The following is a 22021-nucleotide window of genomic DNA, read 5'->3' on the forward strand; positions in this document are numbered from 1 at the left end:
GGAGGGCACCTAGACGTGCCCTTCTTTTTGGGCGCCTCTTGCAACGCGGGTTTACTGGCCTTTAGCCGCGCTGGGCACTATCATCTGTGCACCAAGCCAGCCTCTTGCTGGTCTCGCTTTTACTACAACCTAACGGATTTCCATGGCGCAATACGTATTCACCATGAACCGGGTCGGCAAAGTCGTGCCGCCCAAAAAGCAAATTCTCAAGGATATTTCGCTCTCGTTCTTCCCCGGCGCCAAAATTGGCGTGCTGGGTTTGAACGGTGCCGGTAAATCCACGCTGCTGCGCATTATGGCCGGTGTCGATAAAGAGTTTGAAGGTGAAGCTCGTCCGATGCCCGGTATCAATGTGGGCTATTTGCCCCAGGAGCCGCAGCTAGATGACGAGAAAAACGTCCGTGATACCGTCGAAGAAGCGCTGGGTGCCATCAAAGAAGCACAGGAAAAGCTCGATGCGGTATACGCCGCTTACGCTGAACCTGACGCGGACTTCGATGCCCTTGCCAGCGAGCAAGCACGTTTAGAAAACATCATCGAAGCGGCAGACGCGCATAACATCGAGCGCAAACTAGAAGTGGCCGCCGAAGCTCTACGCCTGCCGCCATGGGAGGCAAAAGTCGGCAACCTCTCTGGCGGTGAGCGTCGCCGTGTGGCGCTCTGTCGTCTGCTGCTCTCCAGCCCTGACATGCTGTTACTCGACGAGCCCACCAACCACCTGGATGCAGAGTCCGTGGCTTGGCTGGAGCGCTTTTTGCACGACTACAATGGCACCGTCGTGGCAATCACCCACGACCGCTACTTCTTGGACAACGTTGCGGGCTGGATTCTCGAGCTTGACCGTGGGCAGGGCATTCCGTTCGAAGGCAACTACTCCCAGTGGCTGGAGCAGAAAGAGCAGCGCCTGACCCAAGAGGCGAAGCAAGAAGCGTCTCGTCAGAAAGCCATCAAGCAAGAGCTCGAATGGGTGCGCAGCAATGCCAAAGGCCGCCAGGCGAAGAGCAAAGCGCGCCTTAACCGCTTCGAAGAAATGCAGTCTGGCGACTTCCAGAAGCGTAACGAGACCAACGAGATCTACATTCCGCCTGGCCCGCGCCTGGGTGACAAGGTGATCGAGTTCCACAACGTCACCAAGCGTTTCGATGACAAGCTGCTCTACCAAGACCTCTCCTTCACCATCCCCCCTGGCGCCATCGTCGGGATCGTGGGTGGTAACGGCGCGGGTAAATCGACACTGTTCAAGCTGGTCACCGGTAAAGAACAGCCGGATGCCGGTGAGGTGGTGATCGGTGAAACCGTCGACATCGCTTACGTCGAGCAGTTGCGCGATGCGCTAGACGATAAACAGACCGTTTGGGAAGCCGTGTCAGACGGGCAGGACATTCTCAATATCAACGGCTATGAAGTCTCCTCACGCGCCTACGTGGGCCGTTTCAACTTCAAGGGCAACGACCAACAAAAACGTTTGGATGAGCTGTCCGGCGGTGAGCGGGGTCGCCTGCAGCTAGCGCAGACCCTGAAACAGGGGGCTAACGTACTGTTGCTGGATGAGCCCTCGAATGACCTGGACATCGAAACGCTGCGCGCTCTGGAAGAGGCGTTGCTCGCCTTCCCCGGCTGCGCGATGGTGATCTCTCACGACCGTTGGTTCCTGGATCGTATCGCCACGCACATTTTGGCGTTCGAAGGTGATTCCGAAGTGGTGTTCTTCGACGGTAACTACACCGAGTACGAAGAGGACCACAAAAAACGCGTCGGTAACGACACGCCGAAGCGCATGAAGTACAAGCGTATCGACGCCTAACGTCGTGCTCCTCGGTGCAAAAAGCCCTGCTCATGCAGGGCTTTTTTTATGACGATGGGAACGTGTCTGACGAATGTCTCATCCCGCGGGCCAAGTAAACTCACGCCCGCCCAGTAGATGCATATGAATATGATAGACGGTCTGCCCACCCATCTCATTGCAGTTCATCACCACTCGATAGCCGTCTTCCGCGAAGCCTTGTTGTTTGGCGAGCTGTGCCGCGGTGTGCTGTAAGCGACCTACGAGCGCCACGTCGTCTGCTTCGATATCGTTTAGCGTTGGGATGTGCTTTTTAGGAATGATGAGCTGATGCGTTGGCGCCTGGGGGTTAATATCGTTGAACGCCAGTACGTGCTCATCCTCGAACACGATGTCTGCCGGAATCTCGCGGTTAATGATTTTACAGAATAGACACTCCATCGCAGCCTCCTTACGTTTGGCGCGTTTATGGTCGGTCGAGCAGCGCCACCTTAGCGAAAACGGCGCTGCGATAGCAGGTGGCGAACCAGCGGTGCGAGTATCAGCTCCATCGCCAAGGACATACGAGCACCGGGCACCACCAGGGTATGCGGACGGGTCATAAAAGAATCTTGGATCATCGCCAGCAGCCATGGAAAATCCACCGTCGACGGGTCACGAAAACGAATCACCACGAACGACTCGGCATCGGTGGGAATATCCTGCACTTCGAAGGGGTTGGAGGTATCGACCGTGGGCACCCGCTGGAAATTGATGTGGGTACGCGAAAACTGCGGCTGAATATAGCGCACGTAATCATCCATACGCCCCAAAATGGTATCAATGACCGCTTCCTGAGAGTAGCCGCGCAGTTTGGTGTCACGGTCGATCTTTTGAATCCACTCGAGGTTCATCGTCGGTGCCACGCCGACCAGCAAATCGACGTGACGGGCAATATCGTACTCTTGCGTCACCAAGCCGCCATGCAACCCTTCATAAAAGAGCAGATCGGTACCGCAGGGCAGTGACTGCCACTCGGTGAAAGTGCCTACGCGATAACCCGCCTCGATTTTCTGCTTGTCTTCCGCGTGAATGTAGTGCCGAAACGTGCCGGTACCGTGCTCTCCGTACTCGATGAACAGGCCTTCCAAGCGGTCGAGCAGGTTGGCCTCGACGGCAAAATGAGACAGCTCGTCCTTACGCTCCGGCTCTTCGCGGAAAATACGTTTGAGATCATCGCGGGTATAGCGGTGGAAAGCGTCGCCATCCACCATGGCCGCATGCACGTCTTCACGGAGGAACATGCGCTCGAAACTGCGGCGGACGGTCGTGGTCCCCGCCCCTGACGAGCCCGTCACCGCGATGATGGGATATTCTCGCGACATTTATCCCCCCCGGGCATCCGCCAGCGTTTGCTTTAGCGCATCGGGAATCGCCACCGGCCGACCCACCGCCAGGTCCAGTAGCAGCTTGTTGACTCGCGCGGTCGCTACGACATCGCCTGTATCTGCCTTGATGACCCGCTGATAGATCGTCAACGCTTTGCCCTCGGGCTCGGGCACCGCCGTTTCGATGACCAGCGCGTCAGGAAAGCGCGCCTCCTGTTGATACTGCACGGCGAGATCCACGACCACGCTGGGGTAGCCGTGCATATCCCACTCCGGCAGATCCAAGGCCATAAAGGCCTTCGCCCGCGCTTCATGAAGCAGCGACACCAGGGCATCGTGCCCCAAGTGGCGGCCATAATTCATATCCGTCACCCGCACCGTCAGCGAATGGCGATGAATGACCGCTGCCAAAGGGAAGTCCAGCGAGACACGCTCCATTGCTTTACTCCTTGTCGGGTGACGATATGACCGGGAAAAGTCGCTTTTACTGCTCCCGCGCAATGGCGCGGAAGGCGATATCACGGCGGAATTCGACGCCTTCCCAATGAATCGCGCTAACCCCTCGATACGCCTGCTGCTGAGCCGCCGAGACGCTGTCGCCCAAGGCCGTGACACACAGCACGCGCCCACCGGCCGTAGTGATCTCACCTTCTGCATTTTGCGCCGTCCCCGCGTGGAAGACCTTGCACTGCGCCCGCTCGGCATCGTCCAAGCCGTGAATCACGTCGCCTTTACGATAGCTACCGGGATACCCACCCGCGGCCAGCACCACGCCCACGGCGGCACGGGAATCCCACGTACACTGCTTTCCGGCCAGCTCGCCTTTTGCGCCAGCCAAACAGAGCGCCGCCAAATCGGAGGTAAGACGCATCATGATCGGCTGGGTTTCCGGGTCACCAAATCGGCAGTTGTACTCGATGACTTTGGGATGGCCTTGCGCATCGATCATCAGCCCCGCATACAGGAAGCCGGTATACGCGTTCCCCTCCCCGGCCATACCGCGCACGGTGGGGAGAATGACCTGCTCCATGATCCGCGCATCGACGTCGGGCGTGACGACCGGCGCAGGGGAGTAGGCGCCCATGCCGCCCGTGTTGGGGCCCGTGTCGCCATCGTAGGCGCGCTTGTGATCCTGACTGGTCGCCATCGGAACGACGTTTTCGCCATCTACCATGACGATGAAGCTCGCTTCTTCGCCGTCGAGAAACTCTTCGATGACGACACGCGCGCCCGCATCACCAAAGGCATTGGCTTCGAGCATATCGCGAATCGCCGCCTCGGCTTCCGCTTCGCTCATGGCCACGATGACCCCTTTACCCGCCGCTAAGCCGTCGGCTTTGATCACGATCGGCGCGCCCATCTCAGCCAAATACGCTAGCGCAGGCTCTACGGCCGTAAACGTCTGGTAGGCCGCGGTGGGAATGTCATGACGGGCCAGAAAGTCCTTGGTGAACGACTTGGAGCCTTCGAGCTGGGCGGCGCGCTGGCTGGGGCCAAAAATCGTCAAACCGGCGGCTTGGAAACGGTCGACGACACCTTCGACGAGCGGCGCTTCTGGGCCAACGACGGTCAGGGCAATCTGCTCTTGCTGAGCAAACGCGACCAGTGCCTCTAGGTCGGTGACACCAATGGCCACATTGGTCAGCTTGGGCTCCGTTGCGGTCCCTGCGTTGCCAGGCGCGACGAAGACTTGCTCGACATCACTGGACTGGGCGAGTTTCCACGCCAGGGCATGTTCGCGGCCACCGCCACCGATCATCAAAACTTTCATGGGTATCCTTCTTAAACGGGAGAGCGTCGATGGGCGGCATTATGCCACAACGTACCACCCCGTGGCCTTAGGAACGCTTGTCCGATGTCTCGTCATCGTCCGTCTGGGTAGGCTGGTTGAGCGCGTTTTGCCAAAACCGCATGTTCTCTTCGGCCAATTCACGCATGAACTCGATCGGCGAGTGGCGCATGGCCTGCTGCCACTGGGTCTGCATCCGCTTTTGCTGCTCTAGCATTAGCTGCGTGCCCTGCTCCAAGTAGCGTGCCAGCGGCAGTGGAGAGGACATATCGTACACACGAATCAGCTGCGCCAGCAGGTCATTGGAAAACACTTCGGCTTCACTATCCGCCTGTTCTTGTTCGATAATGATCGATAGCAGGATGGTGCGCGTTAGATCTTCACCGCTTTTCGCATCTTCGACGCGAAACGGCTCTTCTTCAATGATCAAACGGCGCAGGTCCTCGAGCGTGACATAACGGCTCTGCTGGGTGTCGTACAACCTGCGGTTGGCATATTTACGAATTACGCGCACAGCGCATCTCCTTAAACGCGATAAAGGCTTTTGTCGCCGTTGCTGCTATTGTGCCTGCAACACGCGCCCATGCAAGCCAGCTTAGCGGATTCGTGGTGTTAAGCACGCCTTTCCTTGGACCAATAGACGACGACTATGAATTTGATACTGCTAGACCCAAGCGAGGTCGACGCTCACCACGCGCGCATTACCGATGCGCGGCGCTTGACCCATTTACACGACGTACACCGTGCCCAACAGGGCGACCGCTTGACGGTGGGCATTCAGGGCGGCGCCATGGGTAAAGCCTCGCTGATAACACTCAGTCAACACGAAGCGCTCTTTGCGCTGGAGGATCTTTGTGAATCGGCGCCCCCCGCCCTGCCCGTTCACCTCGTGCTGGCCTTGCCGCGCCCCCGTATGTTAGCGCGAACGCTAGAGCACGTGACGGCGCTGGGCGTCAAAGAGATCACCTTGCTGCATACTAAACGGGTAGAAAAGAGCTATTGGCAATCACCGGAGCTAAGGGCTGACAAGATTCATCAACATTTAGTGCTGGGCCTCGAGCAAGCACGAGATACCCTGCTGCCCAATGTGACGCTGTGCAAGGGCTTCAAAGCGTTTCTAGAAGGCCAGCTCCCGCAACTACTGAGCGAACGTCGCGGGCTAGTCGCTCACCCGGGAATGGAAAACGCCTGCCCACGCGACGTGGATGAACCCACTCTGCTACTGGTCGGTCCTGAAGGTGGTTTCATTCCTTGGGAGGTGGAGCAACTGATTCAGGCAGGCTGCGACGGCATGCACTTGGGACCGCGCATCCTACGCGTCGAAACAGCCGTCACCGCGCTGCTGTCACGGCTGTTTTGAGTGCTACCTGACTAATAAAGGATCAAGACTGGTCGTCTTCTGGGTCGTGGGGAACGTACGCAGCGTTTTCTCCACACTCGGGTTCCTGTAGAAACGTATTGCGTACGTCCAGCAAGCCCAGGTGGCTGATGGTACGACGCCCCAATAGTAGCGGATAGATCATCTCTTCTCGGTCACGCAGGCTAAACTGCTCCTCGTAGATGGTATCCCCCATGCACACGTCCATCAGCACCACCGGGCGCTCGTCACGCCCCCCGGCGCCGCGCACGGTTTGCTCGCGATAGAGAGGACGCTCGATTTGGTCGCTAAAGGTGTCACCGCTCTCTTGATCTTCCAGCTTCAAACGAAAGCGCACCCACTCCTCACCCTCTTTCTCGAACATTTCAATGTCTCGGGCATCCAGAGAAGAGGTCAACGCCCCGCTGTCCAGCTTGGCTTTGACCGCGATGCCCCAGGGCTCGATATAGGCATTTTCGACCCAGCCGAAGACGTTGTCTTGCGTTTGAGCGTCCTCTGCCTGTGCAGTCGCTCCCAACAGTAGCGTGCTGGCCAGCACGCTGGCACCCCATACTCCTAAGCCAGTTTTTACCATCTCGACTCATCCTTGGTGAAACATCGACGATTGAACATTAACGTAACCGCTCCAGCAGCGATTGAGTGGCGAAGCCATCGGGAACGATCCCCTGGTCGCGCTGGAAAGCCCTCAAACCCGCCTGGGTATTCGGCCCCATGATGCCATCCGCGACACCTACCGAGTAACCGGCATCGTTCAAGCGCTGCTGGAGCGTTCTGACATCGTCACGCGTCAAAGGTGCCTCATCCCGGGGCCATGACTGCGCGATGCCATCGCGTCCGGCAATGGCATCGGCCAGCGTCGCCACGGCTAGTGCATAGCTCGTTGCATTGTTATAGCGCAGAATCGCGCGGAAATTGGGACCAACGATGAACGCAGGGCCACTCGCCCCAGCCGGGACGATGACCGCAGCGCTATCGAAAGAGGGAAGCTCACCCCGAACGGCACGCACACCTTGTGCAGCCCATTCGGCGCTGCTCTTACGGTCGGTTTGCGAGTAGTCAAAGTCGTCGGGTAACCTGACCTCAGCACCCCAGGGTTGGCCTGCCTGCCAACCAGCGCGCGCAAGATAGTTCGCCGTCGACGCCATGACATCGGGAATACTGCCCCAAATATCGCGCCGCCCGTCGTCATCGCCATCCACCGCGTAGGCTTCGAAACTGCTGGGGATAAATTGGGTATGCCCCATCGCCCCCGCCCAGGAGCCTTTCATCTGTTCGGCGGCAATGTCCCCTTGGTCGATGATGCGCAGGGCCGCCAGCAGCTCACCCCGGGCGAACTCTCGTCGGCGGCCATCGTAGGCCAGCGTCGCGAGGGATTCGAGTGTCGAGAAATCGCCAAAATTGCTGCCGTAATTACTCTCCACGCCCCAAATCGCTACGATGATCTCGGCGGGGACACCGTAGCGCTGCTGCATCATATGCGCTGTCTCGCGGTGCTGCGCCAGCGTCTCTCGTCCATTGTCGATACGCGTTGGCGACACAGCACTATCTAAATATTGCCAAATGGCACGGACGAATTCTGGCTGGTAACGATCTAGCTCGATGACCCGCTCCCGGTAACGAATCCCATCGAACGCCGACGCAAGCGTGGCCTCACTGATACCTTGGCTGGCGGCATAGCGGCGGAACTCGCCGAGCCACTCATTGAAGTTGCCATAGCGCACCTGCTCTGCGGCGCGGGCGTCGACTTCCGTCATGAGCTGGGGGCTTGCCGTCACAGCAGGGACGTATAAAGTAACAGCGGCCAACAGTGGCCACAGCAGGTGGCGGCGGGTACGTATCGAACCATTACGTTTCAATGACCTGGGGCGTGACGTCATAGTATTCATCTCTTGGCAATCCTTAGCGTGAGGCTGATGATGGCTCAGAAATAAACGAGTTACCAGCCTCAGAGAGACAAGCGCCCCAAAACCACAAAATGGAGCATCACCACACTCACCGTTAGCACACAACGCAGGATCAGATACCACTTGGGAAAGCCTTCGCGCCCTTCCCGGCTAATATCGTAGCCTCCCATCAACAGAAACCCTGCCAACAACACCCAAAGCCCGGTCACCGTGTTGAATAGCAAAGCGGGCCACGCTATCAGGCTAGGCACCATGGCCAGTACTAGCCGCCGTACGTTGTTGTCACGGGGCACTTGAAGCGCACTGCCCCAATGAATGCCCCCTAAAAACGACAAAATCACGGCGCTGTAGTAAGTAAAGCCATAGATGGCACTGACCTGCCAGACAGGCGGTGCCCACCAAGCGGCGAGGCCGCCACCGATGAACGGCAGCAGACCGGCCAAGCCTAAGCTCCATGCCAAGCGTTTTTCAGACTCCATTCGCGCCATCGTTACTCATCCGTTTCTTCGAATTCGGTAGCAGCAATCAACCAGCGCTGCCACTCGTCCGGCAACACGCAAGGCTGCTTGAATTGAGAAGGTGCCACACGCCAGGGCTGGTGGCGCTCCAATCCATAAGGCAACGATTCGAGAGCAGGTAACCAGTAGGCCACGTAAAGCCCTTTCGGGTCGTAGTGGCCTGCCTGCTTCAATACATTGAAGTAGCGATCCTGCCGCGGATCGCGTCCCACTCCGGCAATGTAGCGCCAGTTGCCCCAGTTACTGGCCACGTCATAATCGATCAGGCAGTGTTCGAACCACCAAGCCCCTAACCGCCAGTCGACCTGAAGATCTTTGACTAAAAAGCTCGCGACGTTTTGTCGAGCCCGATTAGAGATCCAGCCAGTACGCCTGAGTTCGAGCATGGCAGCGTCAATGAAGGGGACACCGGTATCGGCGTTACGCCACGTATCGAAAGCCGCATTCGCAGCGGGCAGCGAATCACGGCCGAACAGTGACGCACCTTCAAGCTGCGCAGCGCGATGAAAATAGTCGCGCCATAAAAGTTCGAAGACGATCCAGTAGCTTGATTCACAGCTACCGAACTCGGCCTCCCACGCTTTTACTTCGTGATTCACTTGGCGGGCTGATAGGCAGCCACGGGAAAGCCACGGAGAAAAGCGCGTGGAGAAGTTGGCGCCTAGCAGGCCATTGCGCGTTTTCTTATAAGACTCCGCGCCGTTTTGACGCCATAAGTAGTGCTGTAAACGATCGTTCGCTGCCGACTCGCCGCCCACGAATACGAACCCCTGACGATTATCGGGTTGCCAAGCGGCGCTGGTTTCACACACCGACCTCAACGGTGGGAAACCGCGTGGCGCACCGTCAGGCCAGCCTGGCAGGGTGACCGGCGCGGGTAAGGGAGGCGGTATTTCACACTGTTTTTCTACACTGCGACGAAACGCGGAAAAACTGGATGGCAACGCGTCCAATTCGAACGGCAGCGCAGCAGCGTCGATCAAATAACCGCTATCTGCACGGTAAAGTCGGCAACTATCGGGCAAACCGGCAGCCGCGCGAGTGATGTTCTTCGACTCTTCGCATCCTGAGTGTTCAGCCACTCGGACTTCACGCGCATCAAGCGAGGTAGCCAGTTCGACGACGACCGCTGCCGGGTCGCCAATGCGCACCAACAGGTCGCTACCTCGGCGCAACAATTCTCCGCGAAGCTCCATCAAGCTTTGCCATAAAAAGCGCAAACGCGCTGGTCCTAGCCTAGGCGTCTTTTCACCCGGCACGGCCGCCTGGAGCCAACGCTGGTCGAGCACGTAAAGGCAGAGTAGCTGATGTGGGCAGTGTTCGAAATGTAATAAGGGGTTGTCGGCGACACGCAGATTATCCTGCAGCCAGACAATGTCAGTCGTGCTGTTCATGCTCTTGCCTCCTCGGCGTGCTGTGCTGCTTGGCCTCGCGACGGCAACGTTCGCTGCAGAAGCGCACCTCGTCCCAGCAGCGCGCCCATTTTTTTCCGCCAAGTAAATGGGCGCTGGCATTGAACGCAGTCTTTTTGCGGTAAATCGTGTTTCCGTTTCATCTATCCATCTCGCTGCGTGCTGGCTATGCCACGCTACGCCGTAATACATGGACATAATAACTTATACAGTACAATTATTGTATATAAATTGATACCTCGACTTTGCCATAACACGCACCTACCCTCTTTTAAGTCGCGCATAAAAAAAGCCACCCAACCTGGGTGGCTTCTCTTAATTACGGTGACTCTTAACGTTAGTCGGGATCGGTATTGCGAGGGTGGCGCTTCGCGTTTTCTTGCGTCTCCATACCGCTTTTCAGCTCATGGGTGAGCGGGTCGTAGTTAGGGCGCAGCTCATCTTTGACCGTGCCGCTCCAAAGCCGAGAACCTACAAAGTAACCGGCTCGGCCAATCACGTGGGCGGCAATAGGTGCGGTGATCAAAATGAACACGATAATGGCTAACGAACGAGCGACGACCCCTACCTCGGCAAAATGCATGGCCGAGGCCAACATGATCAGAATCACACCCAGCGCGGCGGCTTTGGTGGTGGCATGCATGCGTGTCAGTAGATCGGGCAAGCGAAGGAGCCCTACGGCGGCTAGCAGCATAAAACTCGCGCCAACCAGCAGCATGGCGCCTTTGATGGCATCAATCATCCCGAGGCCCTCCCCGTTCCAAGAAGCGTGCAAAGCCAATCGCGGCCAAAAACCCCATCAACGCAATGACGATGGCCGCATCCAAAAAGCTGGAGACGCCCGATTGAATGGCATACACACCGACCAACCCCACGACCGTCGTCGAGAACAGTTCTAGGGCCACTACGCGATCTGGCAGACTAGGTCCACGCACCACGCGAACGAAGGTCAGCACGAGCGCCAAGCCCATGATCACCTGACTAATTAAAATCACGGTTTCCATTAACGAAATAACTCCAGTGCCCTGTGTTCCATCTCTTTCAAATTGCGCCGAAGCTCCTCTTCGTCGTCCAGGAACATCGCATGGATATACAACACTTTACGGTCATCGGACACGTCTAGGCTCAGGGTACCCGGTGTGAGCGAAATCAAATTCGCCACCAGGGTGATCTCCATTTCGGTGCGTGCCGACAGCGGTAAGGCAATGACCCCCGGCTGCATGTGCCAAGGCGGCGTCAGGATATCGAATGCCACGCGTAAGTTGGCCTGAACCAACTCTTTGATGAAAAAGCCGAGAAAGCCGATGAAGCGCGGCACACGAGCAGGATAGCCTTTCAACCCATCGACTTGAGGCTCGATCAGCAGCAACGCGATATAGCCAAAAATCATCCCTACCAACAAATTCAACCCGGAGAAGTCGCCGCTCAGCAGCACCCAGGCCAAACCAAGCAAGAGGTTCCAAATGGCGCCTGTCATGGTGTTTCCTCCAAGCGGTCATCGACACGTTCGGCCTGTATCTCAAGGGGATCCAGTAGCGCTGCTTCCGCGCTTGCGGAGGCACCGAGTACCGCTTCGATATAGCCTGAAGGCGTCATCAATTGATCGCCTATTTGGTTCATCACCAGCATGATGGGTTCGGCAAACACGCCAATGAGCAGGGACATCATGGCCAGCACCACGACAGGCAGATACATCATCCACAGGCTGGGCTTCAGCAACCGGCCGTCATCGCCAGTCGGTGTCGGTGTTTCGGGCACCTGGTTTTCTTCAGGTAGCGCCTTCCAGAACACTTCGTTCCAGATCTTCACCATGGAGTAGAGCGTCATCAAACCCACGGCCAGAGCGATGCCGGTCGCCACGTAAGCCTCTGCCTCAAAGCCCGCGCGCACCAGCACGAACTTCGCAAAAAACCCCGAGAGCGGTGGGATACCCGCCAGAGAAAACGCGCTGATAAAAAACGCGACGGCCAGCCAAGGCCGCTCACGATAGAGCCCACCCATTTTTTTGAGCTGGTACGTCCCTTGGAGGCGATGCGTAATGCCGCTGATCAAGAACAGGTTCGTCTTGACGATGATATTGTGCATGATCGCGAACACACCGCCGGCAATGGCCAGCGGCGTATAGAGCGCCAGTCCCAATATCATGTAACCAATCTGACTGACGATATGAAACGAGAGGATACGACGAAATTCATACTGAGCGGCGGCGCCTAACACGCCGGTCACCATGGTCAATACTGCTCCCCACAGCATGATGTCTTGGAGGTAGCCCATGGTTTGATCAAAGATCAGCGTAAATACCCGAAACAGCGAGTAAACGCCCACCTTGGTGAGCAGTCCCGCAAACAACGCCGATACCGCCACCGGCGGCGTATGATAGGACGCAGGCAGCCAAAAAAATAGCGGAAACGCGGCGGCTTTGATACCAAAGGCCACCATGAACATCACCGCCAGCACTTCGACCATACCGCTGTGCTCGGCCTCATCCATGCGCAGCGCAATATCGGCCATATTGAGCGTTCCCACCGTGCCGTAGAGCAACCCCACCGCGCTGAGAAAAATCACCGAAGCCAGCAGGTTGAGCGTGACGTACTTGATGGCGCCCTCCATCTGGGCGCGCTCGCCACCGAGCGTTAGGAGCGCAAACGAGGCCACCAACATCACTTCGAACCAGACATAGAGGTTGAAGATATCGCCCGTTAAAAAGGCGCCCGCCACCCCCGCCAGTAGCAAATGCATCAGCGGGTAGTAGCCAAATTTTTCGTGGCCGCGGCCAGTCGTCGCCAGGGAGTAAATCCCCATGGCCAAGCCGATGATGCCGGTGAGCAGTATCATCACAGCGCTGAGCATGTCAGCGACGAGCGTTATCCCAAACGGTGCTGGCCAGCTGCCCATTTGAATGGTGATGTAGCCATCTTCTAAGACCGCAACGAACAGCCACAGGCTGACGACGAATAGCGCGACGTTGCCCGCCACGGCAATAAAACGCTGCATCGGGCGCGAACGCCAAAACATCAGCGAAATGGCCCCAGAAAGTAGCGGCAGTAAAACGGGGAGTGCGACTTCAGGCCTCACGTGTCGGTATCCTTCATCTTGTCCAAGTCATCGGCCTTGACGATTTCATAAGCGCGGCGAATCAGCACCACCGCAAACGCCAATACACCAAAGGCAATCACGATAGCCGTCAATACCACTGCTTGCGGCAAGGGGTCGGCAACGCCACCCAATGGCTGCATCATGCCTTCGGGGATCAGGGGGGGCGCACCCCGCGTCATACCGGCCGTGGTAAAAATTAACAGGTTAGCGGCGTTAGACAGTAGCAGCAGACCAATCACCAGCTTGACGATAGAGCGACGCAACATCATGAATATGGCGGTCGCGTAGAGCAGGCCTATGACGAGGGCCATTAACGGTTCCATCGGCGACCTCCCGATTCGATGAGTCTAAGGGACTTATGGCTCATCCTTATCCACCTCCATTAATGCCATGACCATACCCATGACGGAGCCCAGTACCGCCAGATAGACGCCAATATCGAAAATCAGCGGCGTCGAGGCTTTGAAGTCGATCACCGGAATCGTCCACCACTGAGCAGTCAGAAAAGGCTGCCCCATGAACCAAGCGGGCACTACCGAGATCATCCCAAAAAAGAGTCCTGCGCCGATCAAGTCTCGCGGGTCGACCATGCGCAGTACCTCTTTCGTGGCGCTTACGCCAAAGGCAAATAAATACAAAGTGAACGCGCCCGCTGCCACGAGCCCAGCAATGAATCCTCCCCCGGGCTCATCATGCCCCCGCAGCAGCAGGAAGACCGAGAACATGAGCTGCAGCGGCATGAGAAAGCGCGCTGCGGTGTTTAAAATGATCGTGCCTGATTTAACCATCGTAGGGCTCCTTCACGCTGGCTTTTTCGCCACTATTTGTCCTACCCTCCGTTTCGCCGTGGCGAAGCTTGAGCATGGCAATCACGCCAATGGCGGCCAACGCTAGCACGAACATCTCACCCAAGGTGTCGAGGGCACGGTAATCGACCAGGATGACATTGACGATATTTCGACCATGGGCAAGCGGCGCACTGTTCTCGACCATGTAGGTCGAGATGCTTTCGAACTGATCGATACTCCACGCCGTCATGATCAATAAGAACATCAGCACGCCCATGGTCGCTGCAACCGACCCATCGCGAATGCGCTCCAGATTCGTGGAGAGGTTGGAGAAGCGAGGCAGCCGGAAGAGCACCAGGACTAGCAGAATCACCGTCATGGTTTCAACGAGCAGTTGGGTAATGCCTAAGTCCGGCGCGCTGAACAGAATGAAGATCAGCGCGATGGAGAAGCCCATGATGCCGACCGAGACAACGGCTCCCAACCGAGAGCGCGAAATCGTGGCGAACAGAGCCCCCATCGCCATGGTGCCCACCACGATCACTTCGTGAAAGCGCACGTCTAGCTCGAGCGCTAGCTGGGGGGAATGGCGCAACAAAATGGAGTTGCCGATTAGCGCAATCAGCACGACCAGCATCACCAATATATAGTTACGCATATAGCCGTTTTGCAGGAGTCGAGTTTGCCACTCGGAAAAGCGCACGATGCCATTCATCAGGCCCTCGTAGCCTGCTTCGGGCCCATAGCGCATCACGGGGGTCAGTCTGGCCAACTGGCCACGTACACTGTCCCAACGCTTGAAGAGAAAGAAACCGAGCAGTAGGCTCACCACGGACATGATCAACGCCATGTTGACGCCATACCACAGCGACAGCGAGATCGGCAGCGCCTCCCCCGCCACTGCCGTGGCCGCCGACGTCAATAACGCATCGGCTCCCAACATGGCGGGCGCTAAGCCAAGCGCGAGCGATCCAAGGGCCAATAGGCCTGGGCCGATCAGCATGCTTAGCGGTGCTTCATGGGGCGTTTTAGGAGTTTCATGGCGTGCGCCATAAAAAGGTCGCAGCGCGATGATGGACGCCACCGCAATGGTCAACACGGCCGCCATAAAGGCGAACACCACCAATATTGACCGGACACGCTCGGCGCCTAGCGCTGCTTCGAGCATTAGCTCTTTACCGATAAAGCCGAGTAACGGTGGCACACCCGCCAAGGAAAGCGCTGCTATCAGTGCAATGGTCGCCGTCACGGGCATCACGCTGCGCAGTCCCCCCATGGCCGTGACATCCTTGGTACCGGTTTCGTGATCAAGAATCCCCGCCACCATGAACAGGGCGCCTTTGTACAGTGAGTGGGCCAGCAAGAACGTCACGAACGCTGTCATGGCATACTCGGAGCCAATGCCTAACAGCATGGTCAGCGTACCCAGCGCCATGACCGTCGAGTACGCCAGCAACTTCTTGATGTTGGTGTGATGAATCGCCAGAAAAGCGCCGGTCAGCATGGTGGTCGCTCCGACCACGGAGAGTATCGTCACCCATAGGGCAGTGCCACCCAGCTCGGGCTGCAGCCGTGCCAATAAGTAAATGCCCGCCTTCACCATGGTGGCGGAGTGCAGATAGGCGGACACGGGCGTTGGCGCTGCCATGGCGTTGGGCAACCAGAAATGGAAAGGGAACTGCGCCGATTTGGTAAACGCACCCAGCAACAAACAGATCAACATGGGGGTATAGAGCGCGTGTTGGCGCAGGTCCTCATCGGCGCGCAGAATGTCATGGAGAGACCAGCTACCGCTTGCTACACCCAGCAGCACTAGCCCTGCCATCAGTGCCAACCCACCGGCCACCGTCACGAACAAACCTTGACGTGCCGATTTACGCGCCTCGATATCCTGGTGATTGAAGCCAATCAGGAGGTAGGAGGTGATGCTGGTCAGTTCCCAAAAAATGAATAGCGTAAGCAGGCCATCGGCGAGCACGAGCCCCAGCATGGAGGCCATGAACGCGACCAGAGCCAAATGGAAACGGGCCATATCCTGATGACCTTTCAAATAGCCACCTGCATAGACCAAGACGCAGGTGCCGATCCCCGTAATCAGCAAGCCAAACAGCAGCGACAGGCCATCGAGCAAAAAGCTTAAGCTGATACCCAATGACGGCACCCACGACCACGCCAATAGCTGAGGGCCCTCATGGAGAACCAACGGCGCTTGGCTTAACAACCAAGCGGCCAAAAGTGCCGGAAATAGCGCAAGCAGCAGGCTTGCTCGCTCCCCAAACCAGCGGTTGAGCAGCGGTGACAGCGCTGCCAACACGAAGCCCATTAATACGGCAAATTGCATCCGGCGCCTTCTCCCTAATTGCGTGCATTCACCTCAAAACGGCCGCTTGTCGACACGTCAGCAGCCGTTCGAGCGTTGAATAAGTGTGATTTTATATCCACAAACCTTATACCAACCCTTCCCACTTTTCTAGGAAAGTCGTTCTCAATAAAAAACCGCCTAGCGCAATACGCTAGGCGGTTTTATGCACCGCCATATGACGTTACGTTGTTGGTAACCAACCCGATAATTCGTTATTCACTACCGCCAATAGTGCATCGATATGGTCATCGCGATCGTTCAAGCAAGGGATGTAGCTAAAGGTTTCACCACCCGCTTCCATGAAACTATCGTGGATCTCCTCTTTGATCTCTTCGAGGGTCTCGACACAATCAGAGGAAAAGGCTGGCGAAAGAATCGCAATGTGCTTGTGCCCTTGTTTCGCCAGTTCGGCAACATGGTCGACCGTTTGCGGACCGACCCACTTTTCAGGACCGAACTGCGACTGAAACGCAGTATCGACCTCCTCTTTGCTCAACCCCAGCTTTTCACGCAGTAGGCGCGTCGTTTTCTGACACTGGCAGTGGTAGGGGTCACCCTCCATCAGATAACGCTCCGGCACGCCGTGATAGCTCGCCACGAGTTTGGTGGGACGACTATCGAAGCCGTCGTACGCCTCTTGTACCGAGTTAGCCAACGCCTGGATATACGTCGGATGCTCGAAATAGGCCGGTACGGTACGGATATAGGGCTGCCACTTCATTTTCATCAGCGTACGAAACGCTTGATCATTGGCAGTAGCGGTAGTGGGCGAGCCGTACTGCGGATAGAGCGGGAAGAAGACGATGCGCTCACAACCCTTCTCTTTCATGCGTTTGAGCACGCTGTCCGTTGAAGGATTGCCGTAGCGCATACAGAAATCGACCTCGACATCGTCGCCGTAAAGCGCTTTCAGGCGCTCGGTCATTTTTTCCGTTTGTGCACGGGTGATGGTCAGCAACGGGCTTTCGTTCTTCTCGTTATTCCAGATGCTTTTGTACGCGTTGCCCGAGGAGAACGGACGCTTGGTCAGGATGATGAGCTGCAAAAGAGGCTGCCATTTCCATCCGGCATAATCTACGACTCGTTTATCGGACAAGAACTCGCTGAGATAGCGACGCATGGACCAGTAATCGGTGGCATCGGGCGTTCCCAGATTCGCTAGAACGACGCCCACCTTGGCGCGGGGAACGGCAGGGTGGCTGCTGGGCGCGTGGGCCAAGCGCCCCTCACCGGGTTGATCCTTCACGATGCTATCGGCCATCTCGCTAACTCCTCGGGTGTACGTAATGGGCAAAATCTTAACACTTTTCAGCAAAGTCGCGGCATAAAGTTATACTATCAACATTATTTGTATAACTGCAGGCCAACTCATGTCCAAGCCGTTACTCCTGGTACTGGGTGATCAGCTCACGCTGACGCTGCCAACCCTTCGCGAAGCGCCTTCCAATGCGGTGGTGGCGATGTGCGAAGTGGCCGAAGAGGCACGCTACGTGCCTCACCATCTGCATAAGATCGGTCTTTTCATGGCCGCCATGCGCCACTTTGCCGACGCCTTGAGAGACAAAGGCTATACGGTGCATTACAGCCGCATCAATGATGGCGATAACACCCAGTCGCTGATAGAAGAAGCCGAGCGGCTCGCCAAGCAGTACGGCTGTGATGAAATTCGCGTTACCCGCCCCGGCGAGTGGCGGCTGTGGAACGACATGCAGCAGCGCCAACACAACGCCCTCCCCTGGCAGTTGTGGGAAGATGACCGCTTCTTCACCACACCGGACGACTTTTCACGCTGGGCAGAGGGCCGCAAACAGCTGCGCCTGGAGTATTTCTACCGCGAGCAGCGCAAGCGCACCGGCCTGCTCATGGAGGGCGATACGCCCAGCGGCGGCCAGTGGAACTACGACCACGACAACCGCGAGCCCATCGATGCCTCGCTGAGCTTTCCTGCACTGCCCAACCACGGCCAGGATGACGTGACAAAAGCAGCTCTTAAGGACGCCGCTGACCATTTCGCTGATCACATGGGAACGATGGAGACCTTCAACTTGCCGGTCACCCGGCGGCAGGCACTGGTCGATTTGAACCACTTCATCGAACACGGGCTAGCAGACTTTGGCCGCTACCAAGATGCCATTAGTGACCGAGAACCCTTTTTGTATCACTCACGCCTGTCTGCGGCGATGAACATTGGCCTGCTCTCGCCGATGGAAGTGTGTGACGCCGCCGAGGCGCACTACCATGCGGGCAAAGCGCCTATCAATGCGGTAGAGGGTTTCATCCGCCAAATACTCGGCTGGCGCGAATACGTGCGCGGGCTCTACTGGACGCACATGCCCGGGTACAAACAGGAGAACCAGCTAGGCTTCACCCGCGAGCTGCCCGCGTTTTATTGGGACGCCAACACCGACATGCGCTGCCTGCAGCGCGCCATTCAAATGACCATCGACAACAGCTATGCGCACCACATCCAGCGACTCATGGTCACCGGCAACTTTGCCCTGCTGTGCGGCGTCAAGCCCGAAGCGCTGTGCGACTGGTACCTCGCCGTCTACGCCGATGCCTGCGAGTGGGTCGAACTGCCTAATACCCTCGGGATGGTACTGCACGCCGATGGCGGTTTGATGGGCTCCAAGCCTTACTGCGCTTCGGGTAAATACATCGATAAGATGTCTGATCACTGTCAGCACTGTCGCTACTCGCCCAAACAGATGACCGGCCCCAAAGCCTGCCCTTTCAACAGTCTTTACTGGCACTTTTTGGAAACCAATGCGGAACGGCTCAACCGTAATCCACGAATGAAGCTCATTTATGGCTCGTTAGGACGCATGAAAGAGGAGAAGCGCGAGGCCATTCGCCAGCAGGCCGAGCAATTCCTTGCCAAACTGCCAACCAGTAAAGGCTACGGCCAACCGGCGCATACGAAGGGCTATGCCTCTGCTGCCCAACACGCTTCCTCTACATCTAACTCGGAGAACCGCTCATGAGCCGTTTCGCAGCGCTGGATGCCCAGGCTCCGGTCACGCTCTACCATGACGGGGACTGCCCCTTTTGCCGAGTGGAAGTCGCTTGGCTCGCCAAACACCGCCATCGGTCTCGCGTTCGGCTGGTCGATATTCAGAGCAGCGAGTTCAAGCCAGACGAGGTCGGTCGCAGTTTCGACGCCATGATGGGCCAACTGCATTTGCAAGATCAAGAAGGGAGGTGGTTCATCGGGATGGACGCCAGCCGGGCCCTCTATGCGGTGTTGGGCTACCGGCGGCTGGTAAAGCTATCTTACTTACCGGGCCTGCGCAGCATGATGGATGCAGGCTACCGTTTCTTTGCCCGTCGCCGTATTCGGCTGGGGCGATGGTGGGAAAAACGACAGGGTAAAACCGTCAGCTAATACAGCGGCTGGATCAAAAGACGAGCGGCATACGCGAGGTCAGCGGCGCACTATAATGAGCGTCGCGGCCAATCACCTCATCTTGAGGCACGTGCTGCACTAAGTAGGCGCGATGGATACCCGCACGCTTGAGCTCTAGATAAACGTCATCCAGTGAGCGAAACAGCATCGGTTTACCGCGCTGCATCAACATGTGGCGCTCACCTTCTACATCTTCAAGCTCGACTTGGTAAAAACGACTACCCGAATGGGTAATCACACGGATTTCAAAATTGTCGTGATTCACGACGAACTGTTTCAGCGCTTTCAGTTCCATGGTTCCCTCCTGTTATTGGTCATCGTCATGGAACACAGCATGAAGCGGCTCCATGACAATCATATTACCTTGGCACTAACTGCCTAAGACGGCAATAACAGGGAAGAGTTCCTGTCTCAATCGTCAACTAACGGTCGACTTATTGATACTCGGAGGGGTCGATTGCTTTGCCCAGCGAGTTACGATCGATCCAGTTCCCACCTTTGGTCTCTTTATAGCGAAACACCACTTTGTCGCCTACAACGACGGGGAGTTCAGCATCTTCGGTTTGGTAGCTGTACTTCTCCCCCTCCACCACCAAAAAGTAGCGATAGAGATCGGGCATGCCCAGCCACTCTTTGAAAGGGCCTTCGCGCTCTAGCGACTGGAGTTCACCACGGCCTTCCAGTTTCGGAAGACGTTTGCGGTTACCGCGCCTAAAACCACCTGCCATTTGTTACTCCTGTCTCTCTATCTGCTCGAGGCGAACTACTCATGAGGGTGCGCATTATACGTTCTCCCCCATGACGCTCAAGTTAATCGCCAAACGCCTCGCCATAGCTATCGGGCGCCAAATCCTCGAAGCGCGTGTATTTACCAATGAAAGCCATGTGAACGGTGCCAATCGGCCCGTTACGCTGCTTACCGATGATGAGCTCCGCAATGCCCTGATTATCTGGGTTGTCCGGGTTATACACCTCATCCCGGTAAACGAAGGCAATGACGTCCGCATCCTGCTCGATCGCGCCCGACTCCCTCAAATCCGACATCACGGGGCGCTTGTTGGGGCGCTGTTCGAGCGAGCGGTTAAGCTGCGAAAGCGCCACGACCGGGCAGTTGAACTCCTTTGCCAAACCTTTCAGAGAGCGTGAGATCTCAGAGATTTCCCCCGTGCGGTTTTCGGAAAAGCCAGGGATCTGCATCAACTGAAGATAGTCGATCATGATCAGCGCCATGTTGCCGTGCTCACGCACGATACGGCGCAGTCGCGAGCGCATCTCATTGGGCGAGAGCGCGGCGGTATCATCGATGAACAGCTGTTTGTCTTTGAGAAGGTTGACAGCCGATGTGAGCCTTGGCCAATCCTCATCTTCCAGCTGGCCCGAGCGAACGCGCGTCTGGTCGATGCGCCCCAGTGAAGAGAGCATACGCAGCATCAGCGACTCTGCGGGCATCTCCATGGAGAACACCATGACCGGCTTGTCGCTAGAGATGACCGCATGCTCGACCAAGTTCATGGCGAATGTCGTCTTACCCATCGATGGACGCCCAGCGATGATCACCAAGTCGGAGGGCTGCAGACCCGAGGTCATCTCGTCCAGATCGCGGAAACCGGTGGAGAGACCAGTCATCTCGCCTTTGAGGTTGAATAGCTCATCAATGCGGTCGACCGCTTTGGTGAGCAGATCGCTCATACCGATAGGTCCACCGGTTTTGGGGCGCTCTTCGGCAATTTGAAACACCAGCCGCTCGGCTTCGTTCAACAGCTCATCGGCGGGTCGTCCCTGCGGTGAGAACGCCCCTTCGGCGATTTGGTTGGCGGCACGAATCAGCTTGCGCAGCGTGGCGCGTTCGCGAACGATATCCGCGTAGGCGCGTATGTTGCTGGCCGAGGGCGTATTGCGGGCAAGCTCCGCCAGAAACCCTAGCCCGCCGACGGTATCCAACTGGTCCCGCGCTTCCAGCGCTTCGGACAGCGTGACCACATCGAGCGGCTGCCCTGATTCCGCCAAGTGAATCATCACGTTGAACACCAAACGGTGCTCATAGCGATAGAAATCGTCGGCGACCAAGCGCTCGGACACGTTATCCCAGGCTTGATTGTCTAGCATGAGCCCGCCTAACACCGACTGCTCCGCCTCTAGCGAGTGCGGCGGCAGCTTTAGCGCCGCCGTTTCCTGATCAGCAGAGGGCTGGTCCTGCATAGCGAGCTCCTTAAATGTA

At 57.0% G+C, this 22021-nt stretch carries 25 protein-coding genes; 4 read left to right on the plus strand and 21 right to left on the minus strand.

What is annotated here, in order from left to right; genetic code table 11:
* Positions 1–142: 142 nt before the first annotated feature.
* Positions 143–1804 (plus strand): energy-dependent translational throttle protein EttA, encoded by a 1662-nt coding sequence (ettA, locus tag GYM47_RS11945; protein WP_139526850.1) that lies wholly within the window; start codon positions 143–145, stop codon positions 1802–1804.
* A gap of 78 nt (positions 1805–1882) precedes the next feature.
* On the opposite strand, the gene GYM47_RS11950 is transcribed toward ettA, so the two are convergent.
* From GYM47_RS11950 to phaR, 5 genes are all read right to left on the minus strand, one after another.
* Entirely contained in the window at positions 1883–2224 is a 342-nt protein-coding gene (locus GYM47_RS11950) for a histidine triad nucleotide-binding protein (protein WP_139526848.1), read from the minus strand.
* A 50-nt stretch (positions 2225–2274) separates the two neighbouring features.
* The gene (locus GYM47_RS11955; RefSeq protein ID WP_139526845.1) at positions 2275–3147 is read right to left on the minus strand and encodes a phosphoribulokinase; all 873 of its coding nucleotides are present in this window, start codon (positions 3145–3147) and stop codon (positions 2275–2277) included.
* Positions 3148–3588: an acyl-CoA thioesterase gene (locus GYM47_RS11960; protein ID WP_139526843.1), complete on the minus strand. Its 441-nt coding sequence runs from the start codon at positions 3586–3588 to the stop codon at positions 3148–3150.
* A 46-nt stretch (positions 3589–3634) separates the two neighbouring features.
* Entirely contained in the window at positions 3635–4921 is a 1287-nt protein-coding gene (purD, locus tag GYM47_RS11965) for a phosphoribosylamine--glycine ligase (protein ID WP_153843755.1), read from the minus strand.
* A 67-nt stretch (positions 4922–4988) separates the two neighbouring features.
* A complete protein-coding gene (phaR, locus tag GYM47_RS11970) occupies positions 4989–5453 on the minus strand; it encodes a polyhydroxyalkanoate synthesis repressor PhaR (protein WP_139526839.1) in 465 nt (154 codons plus the stop codon).
* A 135-nt stretch (positions 5454–5588) separates the two neighbouring features.
* Here phaR and GYM47_RS11975 point away from each other — a divergent pair, with 135 nt between their 5' ends.
* Positions 5589–6299: a 16S rRNA (uracil(1498)-N(3))-methyltransferase gene (locus tag GYM47_RS11975; RefSeq protein WP_153843756.1), complete on the plus strand. Its 711-nt coding sequence runs from the start codon at positions 5589–5591 to the stop codon at positions 6297–6299.
* Positions 6300–6321: 22 nt separating this feature from the next.
* On the opposite strand, the gene rloA3 is transcribed toward GYM47_RS11975, so the two are convergent.
* The 13 genes from rloA3 to hemH form a co-directional block, all read right to left on the minus strand.
* Positions 6322–6891, minus strand: a complete 570-nt coding sequence (gene rloA3, locus GYM47_RS11980; protein WP_139526835.1) for a retropepsin-like aspartic peptidase RloA3 — start codon at positions 6889–6891, stop codon at positions 6322–6324.
* A 37-nt stretch (positions 6892–6928) separates the two neighbouring features.
* Complete coding sequence (locus tag GYM47_RS11985; protein WP_231125650.1) at positions 6929–8203, minus strand: lytic murein transglycosylase; 1275 nt, start codon at positions 8201–8203, stop codon at positions 6929–6931.
* Between the two features lie 59 nt (positions 8204–8262).
* A complete protein-coding gene (locus tag GYM47_RS11990) occupies positions 8263–8709 on the minus strand; it encodes a DUF3429 domain-containing protein (RefSeq protein WP_153843757.1) in 447 nt (148 codons plus the stop codon).
* Positions 8710–8711: 2 nt separating this feature from the next.
* Entirely contained in the window at positions 8712–10133 is a 1422-nt protein-coding gene (locus GYM47_RS11995; RefSeq protein ID WP_153843758.1) for a DASH family cryptochrome, read from the minus strand.
* Positions 10117–10200 (minus strand): hypothetical protein, encoded by an 84-nt coding sequence (locus tag GYM47_RS18375; protein WP_231125653.1) that lies wholly within the window; start codon positions 10198–10200, stop codon positions 10117–10119. The genes GYM47_RS11995 and GYM47_RS18375 overlap by 17 nt, the downstream gene beginning before the upstream one ends.
* Positions 10201–10488: 288 nt before the next feature.
* Entirely contained in the window at positions 10489–10893 is a 405-nt protein-coding gene (mnhG, locus tag GYM47_RS12005; RefSeq protein WP_139526827.1) for a monovalent cation/H(+) antiporter subunit G, read from the minus strand.
* On the minus strand, positions 10886–11155 hold the full coding sequence (locus tag GYM47_RS12010; RefSeq protein WP_044628502.1) for an MrpF/PhaF family protein: 270 nt from the start codon (positions 11153–11155) through the stop codon (positions 10886–10888). The genes mnhG and GYM47_RS12010 overlap by 8 nt, the downstream gene beginning before the upstream one ends.
* Entirely contained in the window at positions 11155–11628 is a 474-nt protein-coding gene (locus GYM47_RS12015; protein ID WP_044628501.1) for a Na+/H+ antiporter subunit E, read from the minus strand. Before GYM47_RS12015 ends, GYM47_RS12010 begins: the two co-directional genes overlap by 1 nt.
* The gene (locus GYM47_RS12020; RefSeq protein ID WP_139526825.1) at positions 11625–13226 is read right to left on the minus strand and encodes a Na+/H+ antiporter subunit D; all 1602 of its coding nucleotides are present in this window, start codon (positions 13224–13226) and stop codon (positions 11625–11627) included. Before GYM47_RS12020 ends, GYM47_RS12015 begins: the two co-directional genes overlap by 4 nt.
* On the minus strand, positions 13223–13570 hold the full coding sequence (locus tag GYM47_RS12025) for a Na+/H+ antiporter subunit C (RefSeq protein WP_139526823.1): 348 nt from the start codon (positions 13568–13570) through the stop codon (positions 13223–13225). Before GYM47_RS12025 ends, GYM47_RS12020 begins: the two co-directional genes overlap by 4 nt.
* A 33-nt stretch (positions 13571–13603) precedes the next feature.
* On the minus strand, positions 13604–14035 hold the full coding sequence (locus tag GYM47_RS12030; RefSeq protein WP_044628498.1) for a Na+/H+ antiporter subunit B: 432 nt from the start codon (positions 14033–14035) through the stop codon (positions 13604–13606).
* Entirely contained in the window at positions 14028–16376 is a 2349-nt protein-coding gene (locus tag GYM47_RS12035; RefSeq protein WP_153843759.1) for a putative monovalent cation/H+ antiporter subunit A, read from the minus strand. The genes GYM47_RS12030 and GYM47_RS12035 overlap by 8 nt, the downstream gene beginning before the upstream one ends.
* Before the next feature lie 202 nt (positions 16377–16578).
* Positions 16579–17658, minus strand: coding sequence for a ferrochelatase (hemH, locus tag GYM47_RS12040; protein WP_139526820.1), 1080 nt, complete (start codon positions 17656–17658; stop codon positions 16579–16581).
* Between the two features lie 109 nt (positions 17659–17767).
* On the opposite strand from hemH, the gene GYM47_RS12045 reads away from it, so the two are divergent.
* Positions 17768–19381 (plus strand): cryptochrome/photolyase family protein, encoded by a 1614-nt coding sequence (locus GYM47_RS12045; RefSeq protein ID WP_153843760.1) that lies wholly within the window; start codon positions 17768–17770, stop codon positions 19379–19381.
* A complete protein-coding gene (locus GYM47_RS12050) occupies positions 19378–19782 on the plus strand; it encodes a thiol-disulfide oxidoreductase DCC family protein (RefSeq protein ID WP_153843761.1) in 405 nt (134 codons plus the stop codon). The genes GYM47_RS12045 and GYM47_RS12050 overlap by 4 nt, the downstream gene beginning before the upstream one ends.
* A 13-nt stretch (positions 19783–19795) precedes the next feature.
* Here the strand turns inward: GYM47_RS12050 and GYM47_RS12055 are convergent, their stop codons facing one another.
* The 3 genes from GYM47_RS12055 to dnaB all read right to left on the minus strand — a co-directional run bounded on the left by GYM47_RS12055 (position 19796) and on the right by dnaB (position 22002).
* Positions 19796–20098 (minus strand): DUF6482 family protein, encoded by a 303-nt coding sequence (locus tag GYM47_RS12055; RefSeq protein WP_153843762.1) that lies wholly within the window; start codon positions 20096–20098, stop codon positions 19796–19798.
* A gap of 139 nt (positions 20099–20237) precedes the next feature.
* Entirely contained in the window at positions 20238–20531 is a 294-nt protein-coding gene (locus tag GYM47_RS12060) for a hypothetical protein (RefSeq protein ID WP_139526812.1), read from the minus strand.
* 82 nt (positions 20532–20613) lie between these two features.
* Positions 20614–22002, minus strand: coding sequence for a replicative DNA helicase (gene dnaB / locus GYM47_RS12065; RefSeq protein WP_139526810.1), 1389 nt, complete (start codon positions 22000–22002; stop codon positions 20614–20616).
* Positions 22003–22021: the final 19 nt, after the last annotated feature.

Origin of the sequence: Vreelandella piezotolerans, from assembly GCF_012427705.1 — a bacterium.
Taxonomy (GTDB): domain Bacteria; phylum Pseudomonadota; class Gammaproteobacteria; order Pseudomonadales; family Halomonadaceae; genus Vreelandella; species Vreelandella piezotolerans.